The 20059-nt window shown below is 60.5% G+C and carries 21 protein-coding genes; 5 read left to right on the top strand and 16 right to left on the bottom strand.

The genetic code is table 11. The features are described 5' to 3' along the window. Nucleotides 1–168: a heme exporter protein CcmD gene (ccmD, locus tag BLX89_RS15145; RefSeq protein ID WP_075291782.1), complete on the top strand. Its 168-nt coding sequence runs from the start codon at nucleotides 1–3 to the stop codon at nucleotides 166–168. Continuing rightward, complete coding sequence (locus tag BLX89_RS15150) at nucleotides 165–779, top strand: DsbE family thiol:disulfide interchange protein (RefSeq protein WP_075291783.1); 615 nt, start codon at nucleotides 165–167, stop codon at nucleotides 777–779. Before ccmD ends, BLX89_RS15150 begins: the two co-directional genes overlap by 4 nt. Here BLX89_RS15150 and BLX89_RS15155 read toward each other — a convergent pair. The 5 genes from BLX89_RS15155 to dapF form a co-directional block, all read right to left on the bottom strand. After that, nucleotides 776–1369, bottom strand: coding sequence for a DUF2585 domain-containing protein (locus BLX89_RS15155; protein ID WP_425348615.1), 594 nt, complete (start codon nucleotides 1367–1369; stop codon nucleotides 776–778). The genes BLX89_RS15150 and BLX89_RS15155 overlap by 4 nt on opposite strands. Further along, on the bottom strand, nucleotides 1366–1998 hold the full coding sequence (locus tag BLX89_RS15160; RefSeq protein ID WP_075291784.1) for a septation protein A: 633 nt from the start codon (nucleotides 1996–1998) through the stop codon (nucleotides 1366–1368). Before BLX89_RS15160 ends, BLX89_RS15155 begins: the two co-directional genes overlap by 4 nt. A 225-nt stretch (nucleotides 1999–2223) precedes the next feature. Beyond that, complete coding sequence (ftsY, locus tag BLX89_RS15165; RefSeq protein ID WP_075291785.1) at nucleotides 2224–3768, bottom strand: signal recognition particle-docking protein FtsY; 1545 nt, start codon at nucleotides 3766–3768, stop codon at nucleotides 2224–2226. Nucleotides 3769–3783: 15 nt separating this feature from the next. After that, entirely contained in the window at nucleotides 3784–5058 is a 1275-nt protein-coding gene (gene mtaB / locus BLX89_RS15170; protein WP_075291786.1) for a tRNA (N(6)-L-threonylcarbamoyladenosine(37)-C(2))-methylthiotransferase MtaB, read from the bottom strand. Further along, nucleotides 5055–5960: a diaminopimelate epimerase gene (dapF, locus tag BLX89_RS15175; RefSeq protein ID WP_075291787.1), complete on the bottom strand. Its 906-nt coding sequence runs from the start codon at nucleotides 5958–5960 to the stop codon at nucleotides 5055–5057. Before dapF ends, mtaB begins: the two co-directional genes overlap by 4 nt. A 181-nt stretch (nucleotides 5961–6141) precedes the next feature. Here dapF and BLX89_RS15180 point away from each other — a divergent pair, with 181 nt between their 5' ends. The 3 genes from BLX89_RS15180 to BLX89_RS15190 all read left to right on the top strand — a co-directional run bounded on the left by BLX89_RS15180 (nucleotide 6142) and on the right by BLX89_RS15190 (nucleotide 9916). Next, nucleotides 6142–7365: an argininosuccinate synthase gene (locus BLX89_RS15180; protein WP_075291788.1), complete on the top strand. Its 1224-nt coding sequence runs from the start codon at nucleotides 6142–6144 to the stop codon at nucleotides 7363–7365. A 140-nt stretch (nucleotides 7366–7505) separates the two neighbouring features. Beyond that, nucleotides 7506–8921, top strand: a complete 1416-nt coding sequence (locus BLX89_RS15185) for a cytochrome P450 (protein WP_075291789.1) — start codon at nucleotides 7506–7508, stop codon at nucleotides 8919–8921. A 2-nt stretch (nucleotides 8922–8923) separates the two neighbouring features. Then, complete coding sequence (locus BLX89_RS15190; protein WP_075291790.1) at nucleotides 8924–9916, top strand: lysophospholipid acyltransferase family protein; 993 nt, start codon at nucleotides 8924–8926, stop codon at nucleotides 9914–9916. A 12-nt stretch (nucleotides 9917–9928) separates the two neighbouring features. On the opposite strand, the gene phnN is transcribed toward BLX89_RS15190, so the two are convergent. From phnN to BLX89_RS15245, 11 genes are all read right to left on the bottom strand, one after another. After that, nucleotides 9929–10513: a phosphonate metabolism protein/1,5-bisphosphokinase (PRPP-forming) PhnN gene (phnN, locus tag BLX89_RS15195; protein WP_075291791.1), complete on the bottom strand. Its 585-nt coding sequence runs from the start codon at nucleotides 10511–10513 to the stop codon at nucleotides 9929–9931. Further along, a complete protein-coding gene (locus BLX89_RS15200; RefSeq protein ID WP_075291792.1) occupies nucleotides 10513–11646 on the bottom strand; it encodes an alpha-D-ribose 1-methylphosphonate 5-triphosphate diphosphatase in 1134 nt (377 codons plus the stop codon). Before BLX89_RS15200 ends, phnN begins: the two co-directional genes overlap by 1 nt. A gap of 1 nt (nucleotide 11647) precedes the next feature. Continuing rightward, complete coding sequence (locus tag BLX89_RS15205; protein WP_075291960.1) at nucleotides 11648–12355, bottom strand: DUF1045 domain-containing protein; 708 nt, start codon at nucleotides 12353–12355, stop codon at nucleotides 11648–11650. Between the two features lie 102 nt (nucleotides 12356–12457). Further along, entirely contained in the window at nucleotides 12458–13978 is a 1521-nt protein-coding gene (gene phnE / locus BLX89_RS15210; protein WP_075291793.1) for a phosphonate ABC transporter, permease protein PhnE, read from the bottom strand. Nucleotides 13979–13987: 9 nt separating this feature from the next. Continuing rightward, nucleotides 13988–14944: a phosphonate ABC transporter, permease protein PhnE gene (gene phnE, locus BLX89_RS15215; RefSeq protein WP_075291794.1), complete on the bottom strand. Its 957-nt coding sequence runs from the start codon at nucleotides 14942–14944 to the stop codon at nucleotides 13988–13990. A gap of 99 nt (nucleotides 14945–15043) precedes the next feature. Beyond that, nucleotides 15044–15949, bottom strand: coding sequence for a phosphonate ABC transporter substrate-binding protein (phnD, locus tag BLX89_RS15220; protein WP_075291795.1), 906 nt, complete (start codon nucleotides 15947–15949; stop codon nucleotides 15044–15046). Between the two features lie 92 nt (nucleotides 15950–16041). Beyond that, nucleotides 16042–16881, bottom strand: coding sequence for a phosphonate ABC transporter ATP-binding protein (gene phnC / locus BLX89_RS15225; RefSeq protein ID WP_075291796.1), 840 nt, complete (start codon nucleotides 16879–16881; stop codon nucleotides 16042–16044). A 142-nt stretch (nucleotides 16882–17023) separates the two neighbouring features. Next, entirely contained in the window at nucleotides 17024–17638 is a 615-nt protein-coding gene (locus BLX89_RS15230; RefSeq protein ID WP_075291797.1) for a DapH/DapD/GlmU-related protein, read from the bottom strand. Then, nucleotides 17635–18342: a phosphonate C-P lyase system protein PhnL gene (gene phnL, locus BLX89_RS15235; RefSeq protein ID WP_075291798.1), complete on the bottom strand. Its 708-nt coding sequence runs from the start codon at nucleotides 18340–18342 to the stop codon at nucleotides 17635–17637. Before phnL ends, BLX89_RS15230 begins: the two co-directional genes overlap by 4 nt. Before the next feature lie 2 nt (nucleotides 18343–18344). After that, nucleotides 18345–19115: a phosphonate C-P lyase system protein PhnK gene (gene phnK, locus BLX89_RS15240; RefSeq protein ID WP_075291799.1), complete on the bottom strand. Its 771-nt coding sequence runs from the start codon at nucleotides 19113–19115 to the stop codon at nucleotides 18345–18347. Then, entirely contained in the window at nucleotides 19112–20011 is a 900-nt protein-coding gene (locus BLX89_RS15245) for an alpha-D-ribose 1-methylphosphonate 5-phosphate C-P-lyase PhnJ (protein WP_075291800.1), read from the bottom strand. The genes phnK and BLX89_RS15245 overlap by 4 nt, the downstream gene beginning before the upstream one ends. Between the last annotated feature and the right edge of the window lie 48 nt (nucleotides 20012–20059).

A 20059-nucleotide genomic window follows, 5' to 3' on the forward strand; every position in this document is an offset into this window, starting at 1 on the left:
ATGTCCGGACACTTTGCCTATGTCGCCGCAAGTTATGCCGCAGCCGCCATGCTGATCCTTGCTCTGATCGGCTGGGTGTTTATGGATGGGCGAGGGCGTCAAAAAGAACTGAAAGCACTGGAGGACGCCGGCATCCGTCGTCGCTCGCAGGCCGGGCGCCCCTCATGAACGACGAAATTCGCTTTGAAGGTGAAACATCGGAGCGGCCGGGCAAGGCGCGTTATGCGCTGGCGCTCCTGCCCCTAGCCGTCTTCGGCGGCCTTGCCGCGATCTTCTGGAGCCAGCTCGATTCCGGTCGCGATATCAGCGAAATCCCGTCTGCGCTCATTGGCACGAAGGCACCGAGCCTCGATATGCCGCCGCTGGAAGGCGCCAACCTTTCCGGCGCCCCGATGCCGCCGCTCACCGATGCCTCGATCAAGGGCAAGCTCACCCTCGTCAATATCTGGGCATCCTGGTGCATCCCCTGCCGGGAAGAAAACCCGATCATCCTCGAGCTTGCCAAGGACCCGCGCCTGCAGGTCGTCGGCATCAACTACAAGGACAAGACGGAAAACGCGCTGAGCTTTCTCGGCGAACTCGGCAACCCGTTTTCCGCAATCGGCGTCGATCCACGCGGCAAGGCGGCAATCGATTGGGGCGTCTATGGTATTCCGGAGTCCTATCTCGTCGGTGCCGACGGCACGATCCTCTACAAGCGCGTTGGTCCATTTGACGAAAGAAGCCTGAAAGAAGGGCTTTATCCGGCAATAGAAAAAGCGGTCGGGGCGAAAAGCTAGATTGCGCCCTGCCAGGCTTTAACCGTCTCTAGCGGATAGACAAGCATAAGCACGTTGAGCGTGAGATTGTCCCGGATCAGCCAGCCGGTGAAGAGCTCGAAGACGATGGCAACAGTCATCGTAATCAGCACCGGCATGCGCCAGGCAAAGAAGAAGCCGGCCGCCATGAAGATCGTGTCCATCGCCGAATTCAAGATACTGTCGCCGTAATAATCGAGGGAGATCGTTGCCGTGCGGTAGCGGTCGATGATGATCGGCGAGTTTTCGAGCAGCTCCCAGCCGCTTTCGATCAGCACCGCAAACAGCAGGCGCGCCGCCAGTGGCTTTCCGCGGAACAGCAGATGCGCGATGCCGTAGAAGATGAAGCCGTGGATGATGTGGGACGGCGTGTACCAGTCCGCCAGATGTTGGGAATTGCCGGGGCTGTCCACCACCGGCTCAAACAGTTTCACATAACCGCAGGTGCAGATCAGTGTGCGACCCATCCAGTATTGGATGGCGGCTTGCAGGATCAGAACAGCGATGCAAGCGAGCAACCAGATTGTTGCATGCCGCATCGTCTTGTCATGATCCGGCGATATGGCGCTCAAGCGTCGGCTTCCTGCTCGAGCGAGTGCTTCATGATCAACGGCATCTGCGACAGGGTAAACAGAATCGTGATTGGCATAGTGCCCCATACCTTGAAGGCCACCCAGAAATCCGTCGTGAAATTGCGCCAAACGACTTCGTTGAGGATCGCCAGGAAAACGAAGAAGACGCCCCAGCGGATGGTGAGCTTGCGCCAGCCGGCATCGTCAAGCTTGAAGGCGGAATGGAAGACATAACCGAGCAGCGATTTGCCGAACAGAAGGCCGCCGAGCAGGATGGCGCCAAACAGCGAATTGACGATGGTCGGCTTCATCTTGATGAAGGTGTCGTTCTGCAGATAGAGCGTCAGCGCCCCGAAGATGAAGACGACGATGCCCGAGATCAGCGGCATCATCGGCAGGGTGCGAGTGAGAATCCACGATACGGTGAGCGCGATCGCCGTTGCCGCCATGAAGAGGCCGGTCGCGATGAAGATCGGGCCGCCAAGCTCCGTCAACGCCGGGAAATGCGAACCGAGCCATTCGCCCCTGGAATTGGCGAAGAAGAACACAACCAGCGGGCCGAGCTCGAGAGCCATCTTGAGCAGCGGACTGATTTCCTTGCGCGGCTTTGCAGCCTCGATCGATGACATTATGTCGTCCCTAAAGTCTGCTCATGAGAGCGTTAGCTGTGCTTACCCGTTGCGCGGGACTGTCCCTCTGCCGTCATCCTCGGGCTTGACCCGAGGATCTACCCGCGATTCTGCATACGATGGTCCAATCCCGCGTTCTCCGTCAGGATCCTCGGGTCAAGCCCGAGGATGACGAAGTTTCTGGGTGCCCTATAACATCAGCAAAACGGCAAAACTATATCCGGGTCAATGGGCGATGCCGGCAATCGCCTCGGCAAAATCCTTGGCCTCGAACGGTTCGAGATCATCGACGCCTTCACCGACGCCGATGAAATAGACCGGCAACTTGTGTTTGGCGGAGATCGCGACAAGGATGCCGCCCCGCGCCGTACCATCCAACTTGGTCATGATTAAGCCGTTGACGCCAGCGACGTTGCGGAAAATCTCGACCTGATTGAGCGCGTTCTGGCCCGTCGTCGCATCGAGTGTCTGCAGCACCGTATGGGGCGCATCCGGATCGAGCTTGCCGAGCACGCGCACGATCTTTTCAAGCTCGGCCATCAGTTCCGTGCGGTTCTGCAGGCGGCCGGCCGTGTCGATGATCAGCACGTCGCTCTTTTTCAGCCGCGCCTGTTCGAAGGCTTCATAGGCGAGACCGGCGGCATCTGCACCGAGCTTAGAGGAAACGATGTCGGACCCGGTGCGCTCCGCCCAGATCTTCAACTGCTCGATCGCGGCCGCGCGAAAGGTATCGCCGGCGGCAAGCATGACCTTGAGGCCGGCGCCGGAGAGTTTTGCCGCCAGCTTGCCGATGGTCGTTGTCTTGCCGGTGCCGTTGACGCCGACAACGAGGATGACATGCGGCTTGTGGGACAGATCGAGCTGCAACGGCTTGGCGACCGGTGACAGAACCTTGGTGATTTCGGCGGCCATGATGCGCGACACGTCTTCGCCGGTCACATCCTTGCCGTACCGCTCGGAGGCCAGCGTGTCGGTAATGCGAAGGGCGGTTTCGACGCCGAGATCGGCCTGGATGAGCAGGTCTTCCAGTTCCTGTAGCGTGTCTTCGTCCAGTTTGCGCTTGGTGAAGAGCGCGGTGATCTGGCCGGTGAGCTGCGATGAGGTGCGCGCAAGGCCCTGGCGCAGGCGCTGAAACCAGGTGAGCTTCGGCTTCGGCGCTACGGCGACGGGGTAGATGACAGCCGGGCCGGTGGCAAAGCCCTTGGGAAGCACCGGCGCGGCGGCATCCTCCGCCTGATCTCCCCCCTTGAGGGGGAGATGTCCCGAAGGGACAGAGGGGGATGTAACCGCCTCATCGTCAAATGCTTCTCTTGCGGGAGCCTCATCCTCGATTTCGGAGAATGAGGAAAATTCCTCACTCCCCTCTGCCCTGCCGGGCATCTCGCCCTCAAGGGAGGAGATCGCGGGAGGCACGTCTTCCGTTTCGGCCGCGACTTCCGCTTCCAGAAGCGACAGCGGGATAACCCCGAGATCACCGATCTGCTCAGCGGCAGGCAGTGGCAAAGCGGCTTCGATCTCGTCAGCGATGATTTCAGCTTCCAGCGCGATGATATCGTCGGAAGGCCCGCCGGCGGTCTCGATTTCCTCGGCCAGAACCGGATCAGCAGCAAGCGGCAGGTCTTCGTCGCGCGAACGCGGCTCCAGCTCGGCTTCGACGGCGCTCAGCTCTTCCGGTGAAAGCGGCGCTGACTGATCCGCGACCGGCGGCTCGCACTCGGCCGGCTTGTCCTTGCCGAAGGTGAAAACCCTTTTGATGAAGCTCAGCGCCATTGTCTGTCCGTATCGTCAGGCCGCGTCGGCGGCCGTCAATTGCATTTCGAGATGCTTGCCGTTGTGGCCGGTAATCCGCACCGACACCATCTCCCGTGGCGCAAGGCCGGGGGCGGCGACAAGGGTGAAGTTTTCCGTATGCGCTAGCCCGTTGTTCTCAACGAGCAGCCATTGCTGCGTTCCCACCATGCTGTCAAGATGGGCTTCGCTGAGGCGAAGTCCAGTGGCGCGCAGCCTTGCCGCCCGCTCCTTAATGATGGCACGCTCCAGCTGCGGCATGCGCGCTGCCGGTGTGCCCGGCCGCGGGCTATAAGGGAAGACATGCAGATGGGCGATGCCGGCCTCTTCCGCAAGGCTTGCGGCGTTCGAGAACATCTCCTCGGTTTCCGTCGGAAAACCGGCGATCATATCCGCGCCAAAGCTCATTTCCGGGCGAAGACGGCGAACATCCTCGACGAACTTTAACGCATCGGCACGCGAATGCCGGCGCTTCATCCGCTTCAGAATCAGATCGTCGCCATGCTGCAGCGAGAGATGCAGATGCGGCATGAAGCGCGGCTCATCGGCGACCAGGTCCATCAGATGCCCGTCGGCCTCGATGCTGTCGATGGATGAAAGCCGCAGGCGGCGGATATCTGGCACTTGTTTCAGAAGCGTCTTTGCAAGCAGCCCAAGGGTCGGCTGCCCCGGTAGATCAGCGCCGTAGCTCGTCGCATCCACGCCGGTCAGCACGATCTCTGAGTAGCCGCTGTCGATCAGCTTTCGCGCCTGATCCACCACTGCGCCCATCGGCACCGAGCGGGAATTGCCGCGGCCATAGGGGATGACACAGAAGGTGCAGCGATGATCGCAGCCGTTCTGCACCTGCACGAACGCGCGCACATGGCCTTCGATCAACTTTACCATCTGCGGCACGGTTTCGCGCACGCTCATGATGTCGTTGACCCGGAGCTTTTCTTCCGCCGAAACACCGAAATCCGGTAGCGCCCGATAGGCGGCGCGCTTCAGCTTTTCCTCGTTGCCGAGGACGGCATCGACCTCCGGCATGGCGGCGAAGGTATCTTTCTCCGTCTGTGCGGCGCAGCCGGTGACGATGATGCGGGCATGGGGATTTTCGCGCCGGGCGCGACGGATCGCCTGCCGCGCCTGTCGCACGGCCTCGCCGGTCACAGCGCAGGTATTGAAGAGAATGGCGTTGTTCAGCCCCGCCTTCTCCGCCTCGCTGCGCATGACTTCGGATTCGTAAGTGTTGAGGCGACAGCCGAAGGTTATGACGTCGACGCCACTCACTGCGCCTTTGCCTCGGCCGCGTCCTCGCGGCTGAAAGCGCCGGTTGCCGGATCGACCGTGCCCGACCATTCCCACTCGGCCGGGCCGGTCATGATCACATGGTCGTCACGCTCGCGCCATTCGATGGAGAGAATGCCGGGCGGATTGGCGCTGGCAACGCGGATTTCAACCTTGCGGCCGGTGCGCCCCGTGCGGGCGGCGCTGACGGCAGCGGAGCAGGCCGCGGAACCGCAGGCGAGCGTCAAGCCGGCGCCGCGCTCCCAAGTGCGGGTGGTCATCGAGGTGGGCGAGGTCACCTGCGCCAGCGTGATATTGGCGCGCTCGGGAAACATCGGATGGTTTTCCAGCAGCGGCCCGAAGCGTTCGAGATCGAACGACATGACGTCGCGATCGACCCAGAAGATCGCATGTGGATTGCCCATCGACATGACCGAGGGTGAATGCAGCACTGGCGCATCGATCGGCCCGATCTGCAGCTCGATGCGGCTGGTATCATGGAATTCTTCAGAAAGCGGGATGCGGTTCCATTCGAAGACAGGTGTACCCATGTCGACGGAGATCGTGCCGTCGTCATGCTCGACCGCATTCAGGATGCCGGCGACGGTCTGGAAGGTGAAGACTTTGCGGCCGGTCTCGGCGGCCAGCGCCTGCACGACGCAGCGCGTGCCGTTGCCGCAGGCCTGTGCCTTGGTGCCGTCCGAATTCAGGATATCGATAAAGGCATCGGTGCCATCGGCCTTCGGATCATGGATCGCCATGATCTGGTCGAAACGGGTCTGCGGATCGGCATTCAGCGCGATCGCCGCCTCCGGCGTCACACGGTCGCGCCGGCCGCGCATATCGACGACGAGAATCTTGTTGCCAAGCCCGTTCATCCTCGCGAATTCGACCACATCCGTCATTGCCATCGTTCCATGTGTTATCTCGCGGTCTATATGGCGGAAATGCACTCAAATTACCAGTGTCGCCGCAGCGCAACCGATTCGCGGCAACAAGCCTTGCGCCATCCGGCAATCTCGCTAAAAGTGCCGCTGATCTTTCCGGCGCAGTTCCCGCGCCTCCACGACCAGACGGACACCAACCATGGCATCGCACAAGCAAGTGAAAAAGGTCGTTCTCGCCTATTCCGGCGGGCTCGACACCTCGATCATCCTGAAATGGCTGCAGACGGAGCTCGGCGCTGAAGTCGTGACCTTCACCGCAGACCTCGGCCAGGGCGAGGAGCTTGAGCCGGCGCGCAAGAAGGCCGAGATGCTCGGCATCAAGGAAATCTACATCAAGGACGTGCGCGAAGAATTCGTGAAGGATTTCGTGTTCCCGATGTTCCGCGCCAATGCCGTCTATGAAGGCGTCTACCTGCTCGGCACCTCGATCGCCCGTCCGCTGATCTCCAAGCACCTGATCGAGATCGCCCGCGAAACCGGCGCCGACGCGATCGCCCACGGTGCGACCGGCAAGGGCAATGACCAGGTTCGCTTTGAGCTTTCCGCCTATGCGCTGAACCCGGACATCAAGATCATCGCCCCCTGGCGCGACTGGTCGTTCAAGAGCCGCACCGATTTGCTCGCCTTTGCCGAACAGCACCAAATCCCAGTCGCCAAGGACAAGAAGGGCGAGGCTCCCTTCTCCGTCGACGCAAACCTGCTGCACTCCTCTTCCGAGGGCAAGGTTCTGGAAGACCCAGCCCTCGAGGCTCCGGAATACGTGCATATGCGTACCATTTCCCCGGAAGCGGCGCCCGATCAGGCAACGATCATCAAGATCGGCTTCGAGCAGGGTGATGCCGTCTCGATCAACGGCGTGCGCCTGTCTCCGGCAACGCTGCTGGCCAAGCTAAACGATTACGGCCGCGACAACGGCATCGGCCGCCTCGACCTCGTGGAAAACCGCTTCGTCGGCATGAAGTCGCGCGGCGTCTATGAGACCCCCGGCGGCACGATCCTGCTCGCCGCACACCGCGCCATCGAATCCATCACGCTCGACCGGGGTGCAGCGCACCTCAAGGACGAACTGATGCCGCGTTACGCCGAGCTGATCTATTACGGCTTCTGGTTCTCGCCGGAGCGTCAGATGCTGCAGGCAGCAATCGACTACAGCCAGAAGGATGTCGAAGGCGAAGTGACGCTGAAGCTCTACAAGGGCAACGTCATGACCATCGGCCGCGAGAGCGCCAAGTCGCTCTACTCGGACAAGCTGGTCACCTTCGAAGACGACCAGGGCGCCTACGACCAGAAGGACGCCGCCGGCTTCATCAAGCTCAACGCGCTGCGCCTGCGCACGCTGGCAGCCCGCAACCGCGACAAGTAAGCCGGTTACGGCCGAATTTCGCAGCCCGTCCTCGGAAACGAGGGCGGGCTTTTGCGTTCGAGAGCATTGTAAGCTCACCGGGTTTACTGCTATCCGAAATGCTCAACCACGTGGGGTGGTTGAGCAGGGGCCGATCGTTCATGTTCCGTAATTTGCGTCCATCGACTGACATCATCGAGAAGCGGCGGGACAACTCACTCGAACCGGCCCACTCCAATTTTTTCAGAGGCAAATCCAATCCGCTCCGCCTGATCCTGCAAGCCCGGCACGATTTTCTCTCCATATGGCGCAAGACGGACTACGAAGACCAGGTCACGTCCATCAAGCTCCTTGGCCGACAACTGGTTCTGGTCAATTCGCCGGATGCCATCCGCTATGTCGTCGCCAAGCGTCACGAAAATTTTGAACGCAAGACGCCGCAGATGCGCCGCGCGCTGGAGTTTTTGCTCGGTGACGGCCTGTTCATCTCCGATGGCGAGACATGGAAGCAGCGACGTCCCCTCGTCAACGATATCGTTCACAAGAACCGCCTACCCGTCTTCGGCAAGATCATGGAGAAAACGGCGGATGAAATGGTGGAGCGCTGGAATGCTTTGCCCGATGGCGCGGAAGTCAACGTGCTCTTTGAGATGGCGGGACTGACAGCGGAAATCATCTCGCGCAGTGTCTTCGGCAATGATCTGGGCGAAGAGGCGGCCAATGCCGTGTCCGAAGGGTTCGAGAGCTACCAGTCGCTGATCGACTCGATCAACCTCGGCTATTTCCTCGGTTTCGACGATGGCCTGCCGGTTCTGCGCACACCCAAACTGCGTCGCTCCGTGTCCCGCATTCACAAGATCATCGACAAGGTGGTGGAAGACCATCTTGCCGGCCGCGGCGATGACCAGTCGATGGTCGAGCTTCTCGTGCGTCGCCAGCAGCGCAACCCGGAACTTAAGCTGGATGTTGTCGCGTTGCGCAATGAGGCCGCCACGATCTTCATGGCCGGGCATGAAACGACGGCCGCGACCCTCACCTGGGCCTGGTATCTGCTATCGCGCGCGCCATGGATCGAAAAAGCCGTTCACGACGAACTGGCCGAGGTCTGCGGCAATCGCACGCCGACCATGGATGATCTACCCAATCTTGAGTGGTGTCGTGCCGTGATCGAGGAAACACTTCGGCTCTATCCGCCGGTGCCGATCCTTGCACGGCAGGCGACCGAAGCAGACCGTATCGGCGATCTGGATGTCAAGCCGGCGTCGCTCATCCTGATCGTGCCGTGGATTCTGCACCGCACGGAAGCGTTCTTCAAGGACGCGCACCTGTTCAAGCCGGAACGGTTTCTCGGCGACAAGCGCCCGATCCCTTACAGCTACATCCCGTTTGCCGCCGGCCCCCGCGTCTGCCCGGGTCTGCAGTTCGGCCTTAATGAAGCGATTCTCTGCCTTGCGATTCTGGCGCAGCGTTTCCGTATACGTGTGGCCGACGATCTCAGGGTCGAGCCGCAATGCCGCTTGACGCTCAGGCCGCGCGGCGGTCTTCCTGTTACCATCCATCGCCGGGAAAAGGTGTGATAATGGCCCCCGAGACGCAGAAGGTCACCGCCAAGAAAAGACAGGCCTGGGTGTATGAAGCGCCCCCCGTGCCGCCGTTTTCCGATTTCTTCCGGGACAAGCCGCGGCGGCAGGCTGCTTTCAAGTATCATGTGACGGACAACATCCAGAACGGGCTGGAACTTGCAACGCATTTCGGCCTGAAACTGCTTCCGACGGACCTGTGTTCGGCAATCGGCGCGCGTCTTGGCGCTTTCGCGATGCCGCGCTGGCATAAGGGCGCCCTGCGAAAAGCCGAGCGGAACCTGAAGCTGCTCTTGCCTGATGCCTCCGAGGAAGAACGAAAGGCCATTCTGCAACGGAACATCGAAAACCAGGGCCGGGTGATGACGGAATTCTCCCTCATCGAACGCCTGTCAAAGCCTTCGAAGCGGGTGATCTGGAACAATGTCGACTGGATCATCGAAGCCAAGCGCAAGGGACCTGTGATCATGGTCGGTCTCCATCTCGGCAATTGGGAAATTCTCGGGCCGAAACTCGTGGAAATCGGCTTTGAACCCTCGGCGAACTATACACCGCCGACCGGTCGCGCCCGCGCCTGGATCGCCGATCGGCTGCGCATCAAGCTCGGCTACAAGTTGATGCCGCCGGGCAAGGACGGTATTCGGCCGGCTTTGAAAATCCTGAAGAACGGCGGCGTGATCTCGATCTTTTGCGACGAGGGCGTTCAGGGCAAAATCCGCGGCCCGTTCCTGGGTCGGCCGCCGCATCTCGAGGGCAATCTCGCGATCGTTACCCGGCTTGCCCGCATGACCGGCGCAACGATCTGCCCGGGCTACATCCGCCGCAAGGAAGGGGCCTATTTCGAAGCTTTTGCACTGCCGCCGATCACCTTGCCACCGGAAGAAACGCCCGGCGACCGGCTGGTGAAAGATGTCGTGCTGCTGAACGACGCCATCGAACCGGTGATCCGCGCCAATCTTGACCAGTGGTATTTCCTGGACTGCTCGCTATAGGCACTGATCCCTTCAGGCTTTTTGACGAACCTGGCCTTGCTGCAAGGCCTGGATCATCATCGTCAGCATATCGCCGGCGATCGCCAGTGGCCCGCTGTTGTCGATCGTGGTTACATCCGGCTCATGGGCCAACGTCGGGACACGCCGGCTGAGGCGGTTGAAGATTTCCTCTTCACTCTCCCGCCCCCGCGCGATCAACCGTTTTGCGAGCACTTCCGGCGAGGCAATGATGTTGACGACCTTCATCGGCCAGAACGTCGCGCGAAAGAGGGGTAGAGCGCTGCGGCTGCCATTGGCGATTAGGATTTCCCCTGCCGCCAGCCGCGCCTTTGTTTCCTTTGGGATGCCGTAATATAGCCCATGGGCCGACCAGGAAACGGCAAAGGCACCAAGAGCGCGCTGTTCTTCAAACCCGGCTACGGAAATTGCCTCGTGGTCCTCGCCGCCCGCGTCATTCGCGCGGGTGATGACCCGCCGAACGCGCTCAACCCGGGCGCCGGAAAGACGATCGAGGGCATAATTGATAACGCTATCCTTGCCGGCCCCGCTGGGGCCAACGACCACGATGAGCGTGCCGACGCCTGCTTCAGCGGACATCACGCCACCCGCTTGCCTTCGCGCCAGACGGAGCGAACCACCGGAACGCCGTCTATGCGCTCAACCCGCACAAGATCGGCACGCAGGCCCGTTTCGATGCGACCACGATCATTGAGACCCACCGCACGGGCGGGCGTTGCCGTGACCATGGCGATGGCTTGGGGAAGGCTGACCCGTTCGACTTCATCCGCCAGCACAAAGGGCGCGTGGATCAGGCTGAACGGAACGTAGTCCGACGACAGCACGTCGAGAACGCCGCGTTCGGCCAGATCCTTCGCCGCGATATTGCCGGAATGGGACTTGCCGCGAACGATATTCGGGGCACCCATCAGCACGCTGAGGCCGGCCGCATGGGATGCCTCCGCAGCTTCGAAGCTCGTCGGAAACTCCGCGAGGCGAACGCCGAAACCGATCGATTCTTCGACGTGAGCCAGGGTCGCATCGTCGTGGCTGGCCACTGCAATGCCGCGCTCGGCGCAGTGGCGCGCAATCTCGGTACGATGCGGTTCGGCATATTTGGCGGATAGGGCCTGCTGGCGCGCGACAAAAGCAGCAAAAGCTTCGTCCGAAAGGCCGCGCTTGGTTTTGTAGTAGAGCGTGTACTGTTCCATGGTCTGGAACTGGCGTTGACCGGGCGCATGGTCCATCAGGGAGACGAGACCGACCTGGGGATCGTTTTCGAATTCCTGGAAATGATCGAGCACGTTGTCGGTCGAGACTTCGCATCGCAGGTGAATGCGGTGATCGGCACGCAGGCGGCCTTCGCGCGAGGCTTGAGCCAAGGCATCGGCCATCGCCCGCATCTCGCCCTTTTCGAAGCCGCCATCTTCGTCGGAACCCATGCGCAGGCAGTCGAAAACCGTGGTGATGCCGGACGTCACGACCTGAGCGTCATGAGCCTGGATCGCCGCAATCTTCAGCCAGCGAACGCCGGGCCGCGGCGAATAGTGGGCCTCGAGGTGATCTGTGTGCAACTCGACCAGTCCAGGAATGAGATAGTCGCCCTCGAAATCTTCACCGACGGTGCTCATGCCTTCGGAAATGTCCGCGATCTTGCCGTCACGAATAACAACCGATCCATGGATGACCTCGTCTTCAAGGACGATACGGGCGTTTGAGAAAATCTGTTCCATCTCAGGCAATCTTTCGTGTCGATGTGCCGCCAAGCGGCATGAGGGAGTGAACTTTGAAAGGCGCGCCGCGTCGCGGCTCGACGAACAGCGCGAGCGTCGTGATCGAAAGCGGCTTATCGACAAAGCCGGCAAAGGCCTCAACCAGCGCATTTTGCATCGCAGGCTGCTTCACCGAGGGCACCGGACCGGTGAGCGTCATGTGGAAACGGAATTCGTCGAAGACGTATGGGTAACCCCAGTTCTTCAGGTTGTCGCGCTGGGCAAGCGAAAGCTTATCCGGCTTGCGGCGCGCGATATCCTCGGGCGAAAGTGGCGCACGGAAAGGCTCGAAGCGGCGCACGGTCTCCCCGGCAAACGCCTGCAGCGGCGCGCAGAGCCCCGCCGGTACCAGCGCAAAGAACGGTCCGATTTGCCCGACCTTGATCTCCGGAATCTCGAAAGCCTCGCATTCCGCAGAAAACTCGTCCAGCGCCTGTAGCAACTCGCCCTCACTCCGGCCCTCAGCCAGCGTGAACGGCGCCTTCATCGTCGCGTGAAAACCGTAGCGGCGCGGGTCTTCCGTCAATGCCTTCATCTCTTCCGGAGCAAAACCATCGACAACTGGCATCGCAACATTGCCATCGAGAAACGCATCGCGACCGAGCCAGGTCGCCGCCGCCATCGTCAGCGGGTCATCAGCCGGGGGCGTGAAATAGAGGGCGTAACGCACGTCAAAATCCTTCAGCGTCGAACAACCGGCGGCGGTCAAGCGCGTGGCTATACCGGCTTTCCGACATTCTCGTGGTGGCTCGTCCGCCGAGCCACATCTTCCTCAATGTGCCCGTTTCCCGATCAGGCGAGAACGTAGCAGATTCGAAACGCCGTCGAAAATAAACACGACGATCAGGATCAGCAGCACCATATAGGCGACGTTTTCCCAATCCGAGTTCGTGCGCATCGCTTCCCAGAGCTTCAGGCCAATGCCACCGGCACCGACGGCACCGATGATCGTGGCCGAGCGGGTGTTCGATTCCCAGAAATAGAGCGCCTGGCTGGCGAAGACCGGCAGAACCTGCGGCAACACACCGAAACGCTGGACAGCAAGCGGTGCGGCACCGACGGATTTCACGCCCTCACGCTGCTTGTCGTCGATATTCTCAAGTGCTTCCGAATAGAGTTTTCCGAGCGTGCCCGTATCCGTAAAGAAAATCGCGGAGATACCGGCAAGCGGCCCCGGGCCGAAGGCACGGGTGAAGAACAGCGCCCAGATCAGCATGTCGACGGAGCGCAGGAAATCGAAGAGGCGCTTCGTTGCTTGGTTTAGCACGAAGTTTCGAGTGATATTGCGCGCCGCGAGGAAACACAGCGGGAAGGCGATCAGCGTGGCGAACAGCGTACCGACAAAGGCCATGACGATGGTTTGCAGAAGCTTGGTCCAGACATCGAGGTGCTGCCATTCGGAATTGTAGAGGATGTTGTCCCAGGCCAGCGCCAGATTGGACATATCGGGATCGATGCGTTCGCCACTGAAGATCAGGCTCATGATCTCGGAATAGGATTTTCCGAAGAAGGGCGAATTTGTATCGAAGATGAAGTTGGCCCAGCCGAGGAAACGGTTGTGGATGGAAACCTTGTCGGCATCGATATCCGCCCAGCCGGTAAAACCGAAAGCAAGGGTGATTTTTTCGCCGGGATAAGGCTGCGTCGCCCAAGACGGAAGCGCACCCTCGGCGATGACCTTGCCCGGACCATCAAGGCGGACCTGCAGGGTTTCGCCGGCATGGGTCGCCGTTGCCGCGCGATCCGCAACGGTGATGCTCGTGCTGCTGTTGAAGACAATTTCCGCGCGTGTCACGACCTCTTCGGTACGGGTTTGCGGTTCTGCCGCAGTTTCAGTCTGAGGGGAGCCCCCCGTCGCGGCGCCGGGCGCCATGAAGCTGAAGGACGAACTGTTCTTCTGCGTCGGGGCCGCCTGCTCGGTCGCTGCTGGCGTTTCCACCGTCCGCGTCACCGTCTCTTTCTCAAGCCGCACCCAATCCGGAGAGGCATTCGGGCCGAGAGGCGAGAAGCGCGGATAGGTTACCTGCATCGTGCCATCGCCGGCAATGCGCACATCAGGTCGCACTTCGTAGGAAACCCAGTCCGCCAGATAGGTTCCGGCAATATTCCAGTTGGCGTTGCCAAGCACCCCACCGATGGCGAAGAACCACCAGCTGTAGAGCATATACAGAACGAGCCCTGCCACGAGCGCAATCGTGCGAATCCGGCTATGGTTCGAGCCCTTGACCAAAGCCGGGTGGCGGGCGCTGATCGCTTCCATTTCGGCCGCGCTGATCATCGGATGTCCGCTCATGTCACGCTCCTAATGGGCCAGTTGGAAGGCCTGATCGCCAACGAGGCGACGGCGCAGCCAGGCGGAAAACTGATCGACGGCAATAATCGTGGCGAGCAACAGAAGGACGATCGCCAGCGTCTTTGCTTCATGGCCCTGGCCGATCGAGAGACGCAGCAACTCGCCTATTCCCCCGCCACCCACGGCGCCGATAATGGTCGAGGCACGCACGTTGATCTCAAGGCGCAGCAGAAAATAGCTCATGAAATTCGGCAGGACCTGCGGCACGATACCGAACCAGACACGCTCCACCCAATTGCCGCCGACGGCACGAAGACCTTCCTCCGGTTTCATGTCGGCATTTTCGACGACTTCGAAGAACAGCTTGCCCAGGGCGCCGATCGTGTGGATCGAGACGGCGATGATCGCCGGAATGGGGCCGAGCGAAAGGATCGCCAGGAAGAAGCCGGCGATCACGACCTCCGGAAACGCGCGCAGGATTTCCATGAAACGTCGCACGACACCGCGCACGAGAAAATTCGGCATCAGGTTCTTGGCGGCGAAGAAGCAGAGAAGGAAGCCGAAAAACATGCCGATGATGGTGGAGAAGATCGCAATATTGAGCGTCTCCAGCATCTTGTAAAAGTATTCCGGGATGTAGATCGTGTCAGTGATATAGAGCCGACCTTCGGGATAGTTGTATTTGAAGCTGCCGTCGTCATAGGGCGACGGCAGGTCGAACAGCGCGCGAACAACCTCCATGCCATCTCGCGGCACGAGATCGCCGACGAAATCGAAAAGGTGCGGCAACCGGTCGAAGAACTTGCCGGCATTGGTTTCGTTGGCAAACCAGAGCGAGCCGGAGAGGGCGACAAAAAGAGCGAGCAGACCAAGGATGGTATAGGTTCGCCGGCGCCGGCTCAGTTCCTGCCAATGGCGCTCGACGAGCGCACCGCTGTCGCTCAACTGTGGTGAAAGCACGGACATGCCGTTTACGTCTCCGGCGAATTCGACTGTTTGGTCTTACAGATCGCTTGGAATTGAGACGCCGGCCGGAAAGCCGGCCGGCGTTCATGGGAGGACTGATCAGCCGCCGATCGTTGCCTTGCGGGCGTCGATGATCGGCTTGTAGAAGTCGACGTTGACTTCGGTGAAGCCGGTGAAATCACCACCCATAACAGCCGAGAAGCAGGCTGCGTCGGTCTTCGGCAGGTCGAGCATGAACTGCTTGAACTTGGTCTTCATGTCCTGATCCATCGAGGTGCGAACGACGATCGGGCCGTTCGGGATCAGCGGCGACTTCCAGAGTTCGACGAGGTCGTTCATGTTGACGAGACCCTTTTCAACCATCTTGTGAAGGTTGCCCGAGGTGTAGCCATCCTTCCACTCGCCAACGCCCGAACCGAAGGTCGTCCCAGCGTCGAAGGTGCCCTTCAGAACTTCGAGAACGAGGTTTTCGTGACCACCGCCGAAGCCGGTTTCAGCGAAATATTCCTTGACCGGGGCGCCAATGGCTTCCGGCAGGGTAACGAGCGGGACGAGGTAACCCGAAGTCGAATCCGGGTCAGCAAAACCGAGCTTCTTGCCCTTCAGGTCTTCGATCTTGGTGATTCCGGAATCCTTGCGGGCAACCATGATCGAGTGATAGCCGGTCGAACCATCGGTCTGAACGGTGGTCAGGATCGGCTCGACGGCGTCAGCCTTGGCGAGGTAGATCTTGGCGAAACCGGAAGCGCCGAGTTCGGCATAGTCGAGCGTGCCGCCGAGCAGGCCCTGGATCACGCCGTCATAGTCTGCGGCCGGGAAGAAGGAGACCTTCTCGACGCCGAGCGTGGTCTTCAGATGATCGCCGAGGCACTGGTAGTTGCGCAGGCGGTCGGCTTCGTTTTCGCCGCCGATGATGCCGACACGGAATTCCTTGAGGTCTTCGGCCTGAACGTGACCGACCAGGGCGGTGAGGGCAACGGCGCCCAAGAGAAGTTTCTTCAGCATGACAGTCGTCTCCTGTTATCCCGGTCGCACCGGGTTTCCGTTCTGTTGCAATGGCTTGCCCTTGACGCGGGCTAACGATCCTTCAAGCCGGCTTAAAGGCCGGCCAGTACCAGCGGCTTTCGGCCGGTGGATTCCTCATTGTCCTGGGTCAAAGCCCCCGGAATATTGATACTGGTCGAGGTCATTCCTTCCTCGATCTGCGTGCTGCCGTAGATTTCGCTCACGGCGGCGGCCGTCAGTTCCTGCGGCTTGCCGTCGAAAACCACGCGGCCATGGGCCATGCCGATAATGCGCTCACAGTAGTTGCGCGCCGTATCGAGCGTATGAAGGTTGGTGACGACGGTGATGCCGTCGCGTTCGTTAATGTCGCGCAGGGCATCCATCACGATCTTGGCGTTCAGCGGATCGAGCGAGGCGATAGGCTCGTCGGCAAGCAGCACTTTCGGCTGCTGCATCAGGGCGCGGGCAATTGCAACGCGCTGCTGCTGGCCACCCGAAAGCGTGCCGGCCGGCTGCAGCGCCACCTGCTCAATGCCGAGGCGCTCCAGCGCACCAATCGCCATGATACGCTCCTCACGGGTGAACATATTGAGGATGCTGAGCACGGTGGAGCGATGGTTGAGCCGCCCGAGCAGCACGTTGGTCAGCACGTCGAGGCGCGGCACGAGGTTGAACTGCTGGAAGATCATCGCGCAGTCGCGCTGCCAGTGGCGAAGAGCCGCTCCCTTAAGGCGCGACACTTCGATATCGCCGAAATGAATGCTGCCGGAAGAGGGATCTGCGAGGCGATTGATCATCCGCAGAAGCGTCGACTTGCCCGCGCCGGAGCGACCGATGATGCCGACCATCTGCCCTTGCGGGATGTCGAAAGTAACCGAGTCTACGGCTGTCTTCTTGCCGAACTGGCGGGTTACATTCTTCAACTTGAACATGGAATCTCTTCCTCTAATCGGCAGCGCCATCATGGGCATCTCGTTTGCCGTACAGGTGTCCGATGAAACGGGAATGTCAGTTTCATGTTTGTTTTGTAACAGTCTCCAAACCCATGAAACTCAGGGTTTTGAGGTCAAAATCTCACGCATTGTGGCGACGCAGGAATTCGTCGGCTTCAAGGGTTCGAAAATCATCGAGCGCATCGCGGAGCTTGCCGTGATCCCAATCCCACCAGGCGAGCTTTTCAAACCGTGCCGCGATATCGGAACCGAAACGCTCGCGGATCAGGCGGGCCGGCACACCGCCGACGATCGTGTAGGGGGCGACATCTTTTGAGACGACGGCACCCGCGCCGATGACGGCACCATTGCCCACCGAAACGCCCGGCAGGATGGTCGCGCCGTGGCCGATCCAGACATCGTGGCCGATGACGACACGATGATCCCGCCGCCAGGCGAAGAAATCCTGATCCATGTCGGCGTCCGGCCAATAATCGGAGGCGCGATAGGTGAAGTGGTGCAGGGTAGGACGCCATACCGGATGATTGGTGGCGTTGATCCGCACGGAAGAGGCGATATTGGCAAACTTGCCGATCGTGGCGCACCAGACGGAGCCGTCTTCCATGATGTAGGAATAATCGCCCATCTCGACTTCATGGATGCGGCATCGCTCGGCAATCTCGGTGTAACGGCCGATCGTGCTGTCAACCACGCGAGCCGTCGGGCTGATCAAAGGCGCTTCGGAAAGTTTGGTCATGCCGCAACCTTCCTTGGCGAGAAGGCCGAAACATCAAGTATGCGATCGGCAACGGCGTCGCGCACCTCCTCGTCATGGAAGATGCCGAGGAGCGCGACGCCAGCCTCCTTCTTGGCGCGGATCATCTCGACCACGACTGCACGGTTTCGCGCGTCGAGCGAAGCGGTCGGCTCGTCGAGAATGAGAATGGTGTGATCCGTGATGAAGCCACGGGCAATGTTCACGCGCTGCTGTTCGCCGCCCGAGAAGGTTGCCGGCGGCAGCTGCCAGAGATCCTTCGGCAGATTGAGCCGGCTCAGAAGATCCGCAGCCTTTTCGCGTGCATCCTCAGCGGCGACACCGCGCGCCATCAGGGGCTCAGCCACCACATCGAGGGCCGAAACGCGCGGAACCACGCGAAGGAACTGGCTGACATAGCCGAGCGTATCGCGCCGCACCTCCAGAACAGCCCGCGGCGCCGCACTGGCGATATCGATACGCTGGCCGCGATGCTCGATCAGAATCTGGCCGGCATCGACGGCATAGTTGCCATAGAGCATCTTCAGGATAGAGCTCTTGCCGACGCCCGAGGGCCCACCAAGTACGACACATTCGCCGCTCTTCACGGAAAAGGAAACGCCGGAGACCACGGGCAGGCGGATGCCATCACGCAGATGCATCGTAAAACTTTTGGCGACATCGGAAACAACCAGGGGAGTGGCCATAATTACACCTGCAGGATCGAGGAAACGAGAAGCTGGGTATAGGGCTCACGCGGATCGTCGAGCACGCGGTCCGTCAGGCCCTGTTCGATGACCACACCATCCTTCATCACCATCATCCGGTGCGACAACAGACGGGCGACGGCGAGATCGTGGGTGACGATGATCGCCGAAAGGCCGAGGTCGTGCACGAGGCTGCGCACCAGATCGAGAAGCCGTGCCTGAACCGAGACATCGAGACCGCCGGTCGGCTCATCCATGAAGACAAGGCGCGGGGACGTCACCAGATTGCGGGCGATCTGCAGGCGCTGACGCATGCCACCGGAGAAGGCGCGCGGCTGGTCGTCGATGCGGCTTTCGTCGATTTCGACCCGCTGCAGCCAATCGATCGCCGTCTCGCGGATCTTCCCGTAGTGGCGGTCACCGATCGCCATCAGGCGTTCGCCGACATTGGCGCCAGCCGAAACCGTCATGCGCAGACCGTCTGCCGGGTTCTGGTGAACGAAACCCCAGTCGGTGCGCATCAGGAAGCGCCGCTCGGCCTCACCCATGCGGGCGAGATCGCGGTACTGCCCATCACGCATATGATACTCGACCGTGCCGGATGTCGGCATCAACCGGGTGGAAATGCAAGACAGCAGCGTCGTCTTGCCTGATCCGGATTCCCCGACGATGGCCAGCACTTCTCCGGGCCAGAGCTCGAAGGAAACATTCCGGCATCCGACTCGGCTGCCGTAGAATTTCGAGATGTCGTTGACTTTGAGAAGCGGGGTCATTCCGCGGCCTCCTTGTTTGCCAGCATGTGACCGGCATGGCCATGCTCGCGGCGGTCCTCGCAATGATCGGTGTCGGAACAGACGAACATACGCCCGCCCTTGTCATCGAGCACGACCTCGTCGAGATAAACATTTTCCGCGCCACACAGAGCGCAGGGCTTGTCAAACTTCTGGACCTCGAAGGGATGATCTTCGAAATCGAGGCTGACGACATCGGTAAAGGGCGGCACCGCATAGATGCGCTTTTCGCGGCCGGCGCCGAACAATTGCAGTGCTTCGGACCTGTGCATCTTCGGATTATCGAACTTCGGCGTTGGCGACGGGTCCATCACGTAACGGCCCTCGACCTTCACGGGATAGGCATAGGTCGTGGCGATATGACCGTTGCGGGCGATATCCTCGTAGAGCTTGACATGCATGAGGCCATATTCTTCAAGCGCGTGCATCTTGCGCGTTTCGGTCTCGCGCGGCTCCAGGAACCGCAACGGCTCGGGGATCGGAACCTGGTAGACCAGCGTCTGGCCTTCGGTCAGCTTCCCCTCCGGGATGCGGTGACGCGTCTGGATGATTGTCGCTTCGCGGGTCTTCGTCGTGACCGCCACATGGGCGACCTTCTGGAAGAAGGCACGGATCGAAACCGCATTGGTGGTATCGTCAGCCCCCTGGTCGATGACTTTCAGGACATCGTCCGGGCCGAGGATAGCCGCCGTGACCTGCACGCCGCCGGTGCCCCAACCATAAGGCATCGGCATTTCGCGCGAAGCAAAGGGAACCTGATAGCCGGGTATGGCGATCGCCTTCAGGATCGCGCGGCGGATCATCCGCTTCGTCTGCTCATCGAGATAAGCGAAGTTGTAAGTGGCGAGACCGGTGGTCTCAGGAACGTTATCGCGCATGTCGCGTTGCCCTCGACAGGAAAGGAGCCATGGGATGGATATTGGAAA

This window comes from Pararhizobium arenae (assembly GCF_001931685.1).
GTDB classification, from domain to species: Bacteria; Pseudomonadota; Alphaproteobacteria; order Rhizobiales; family Rhizobiaceae; genus Pararhizobium; species Pararhizobium arenae.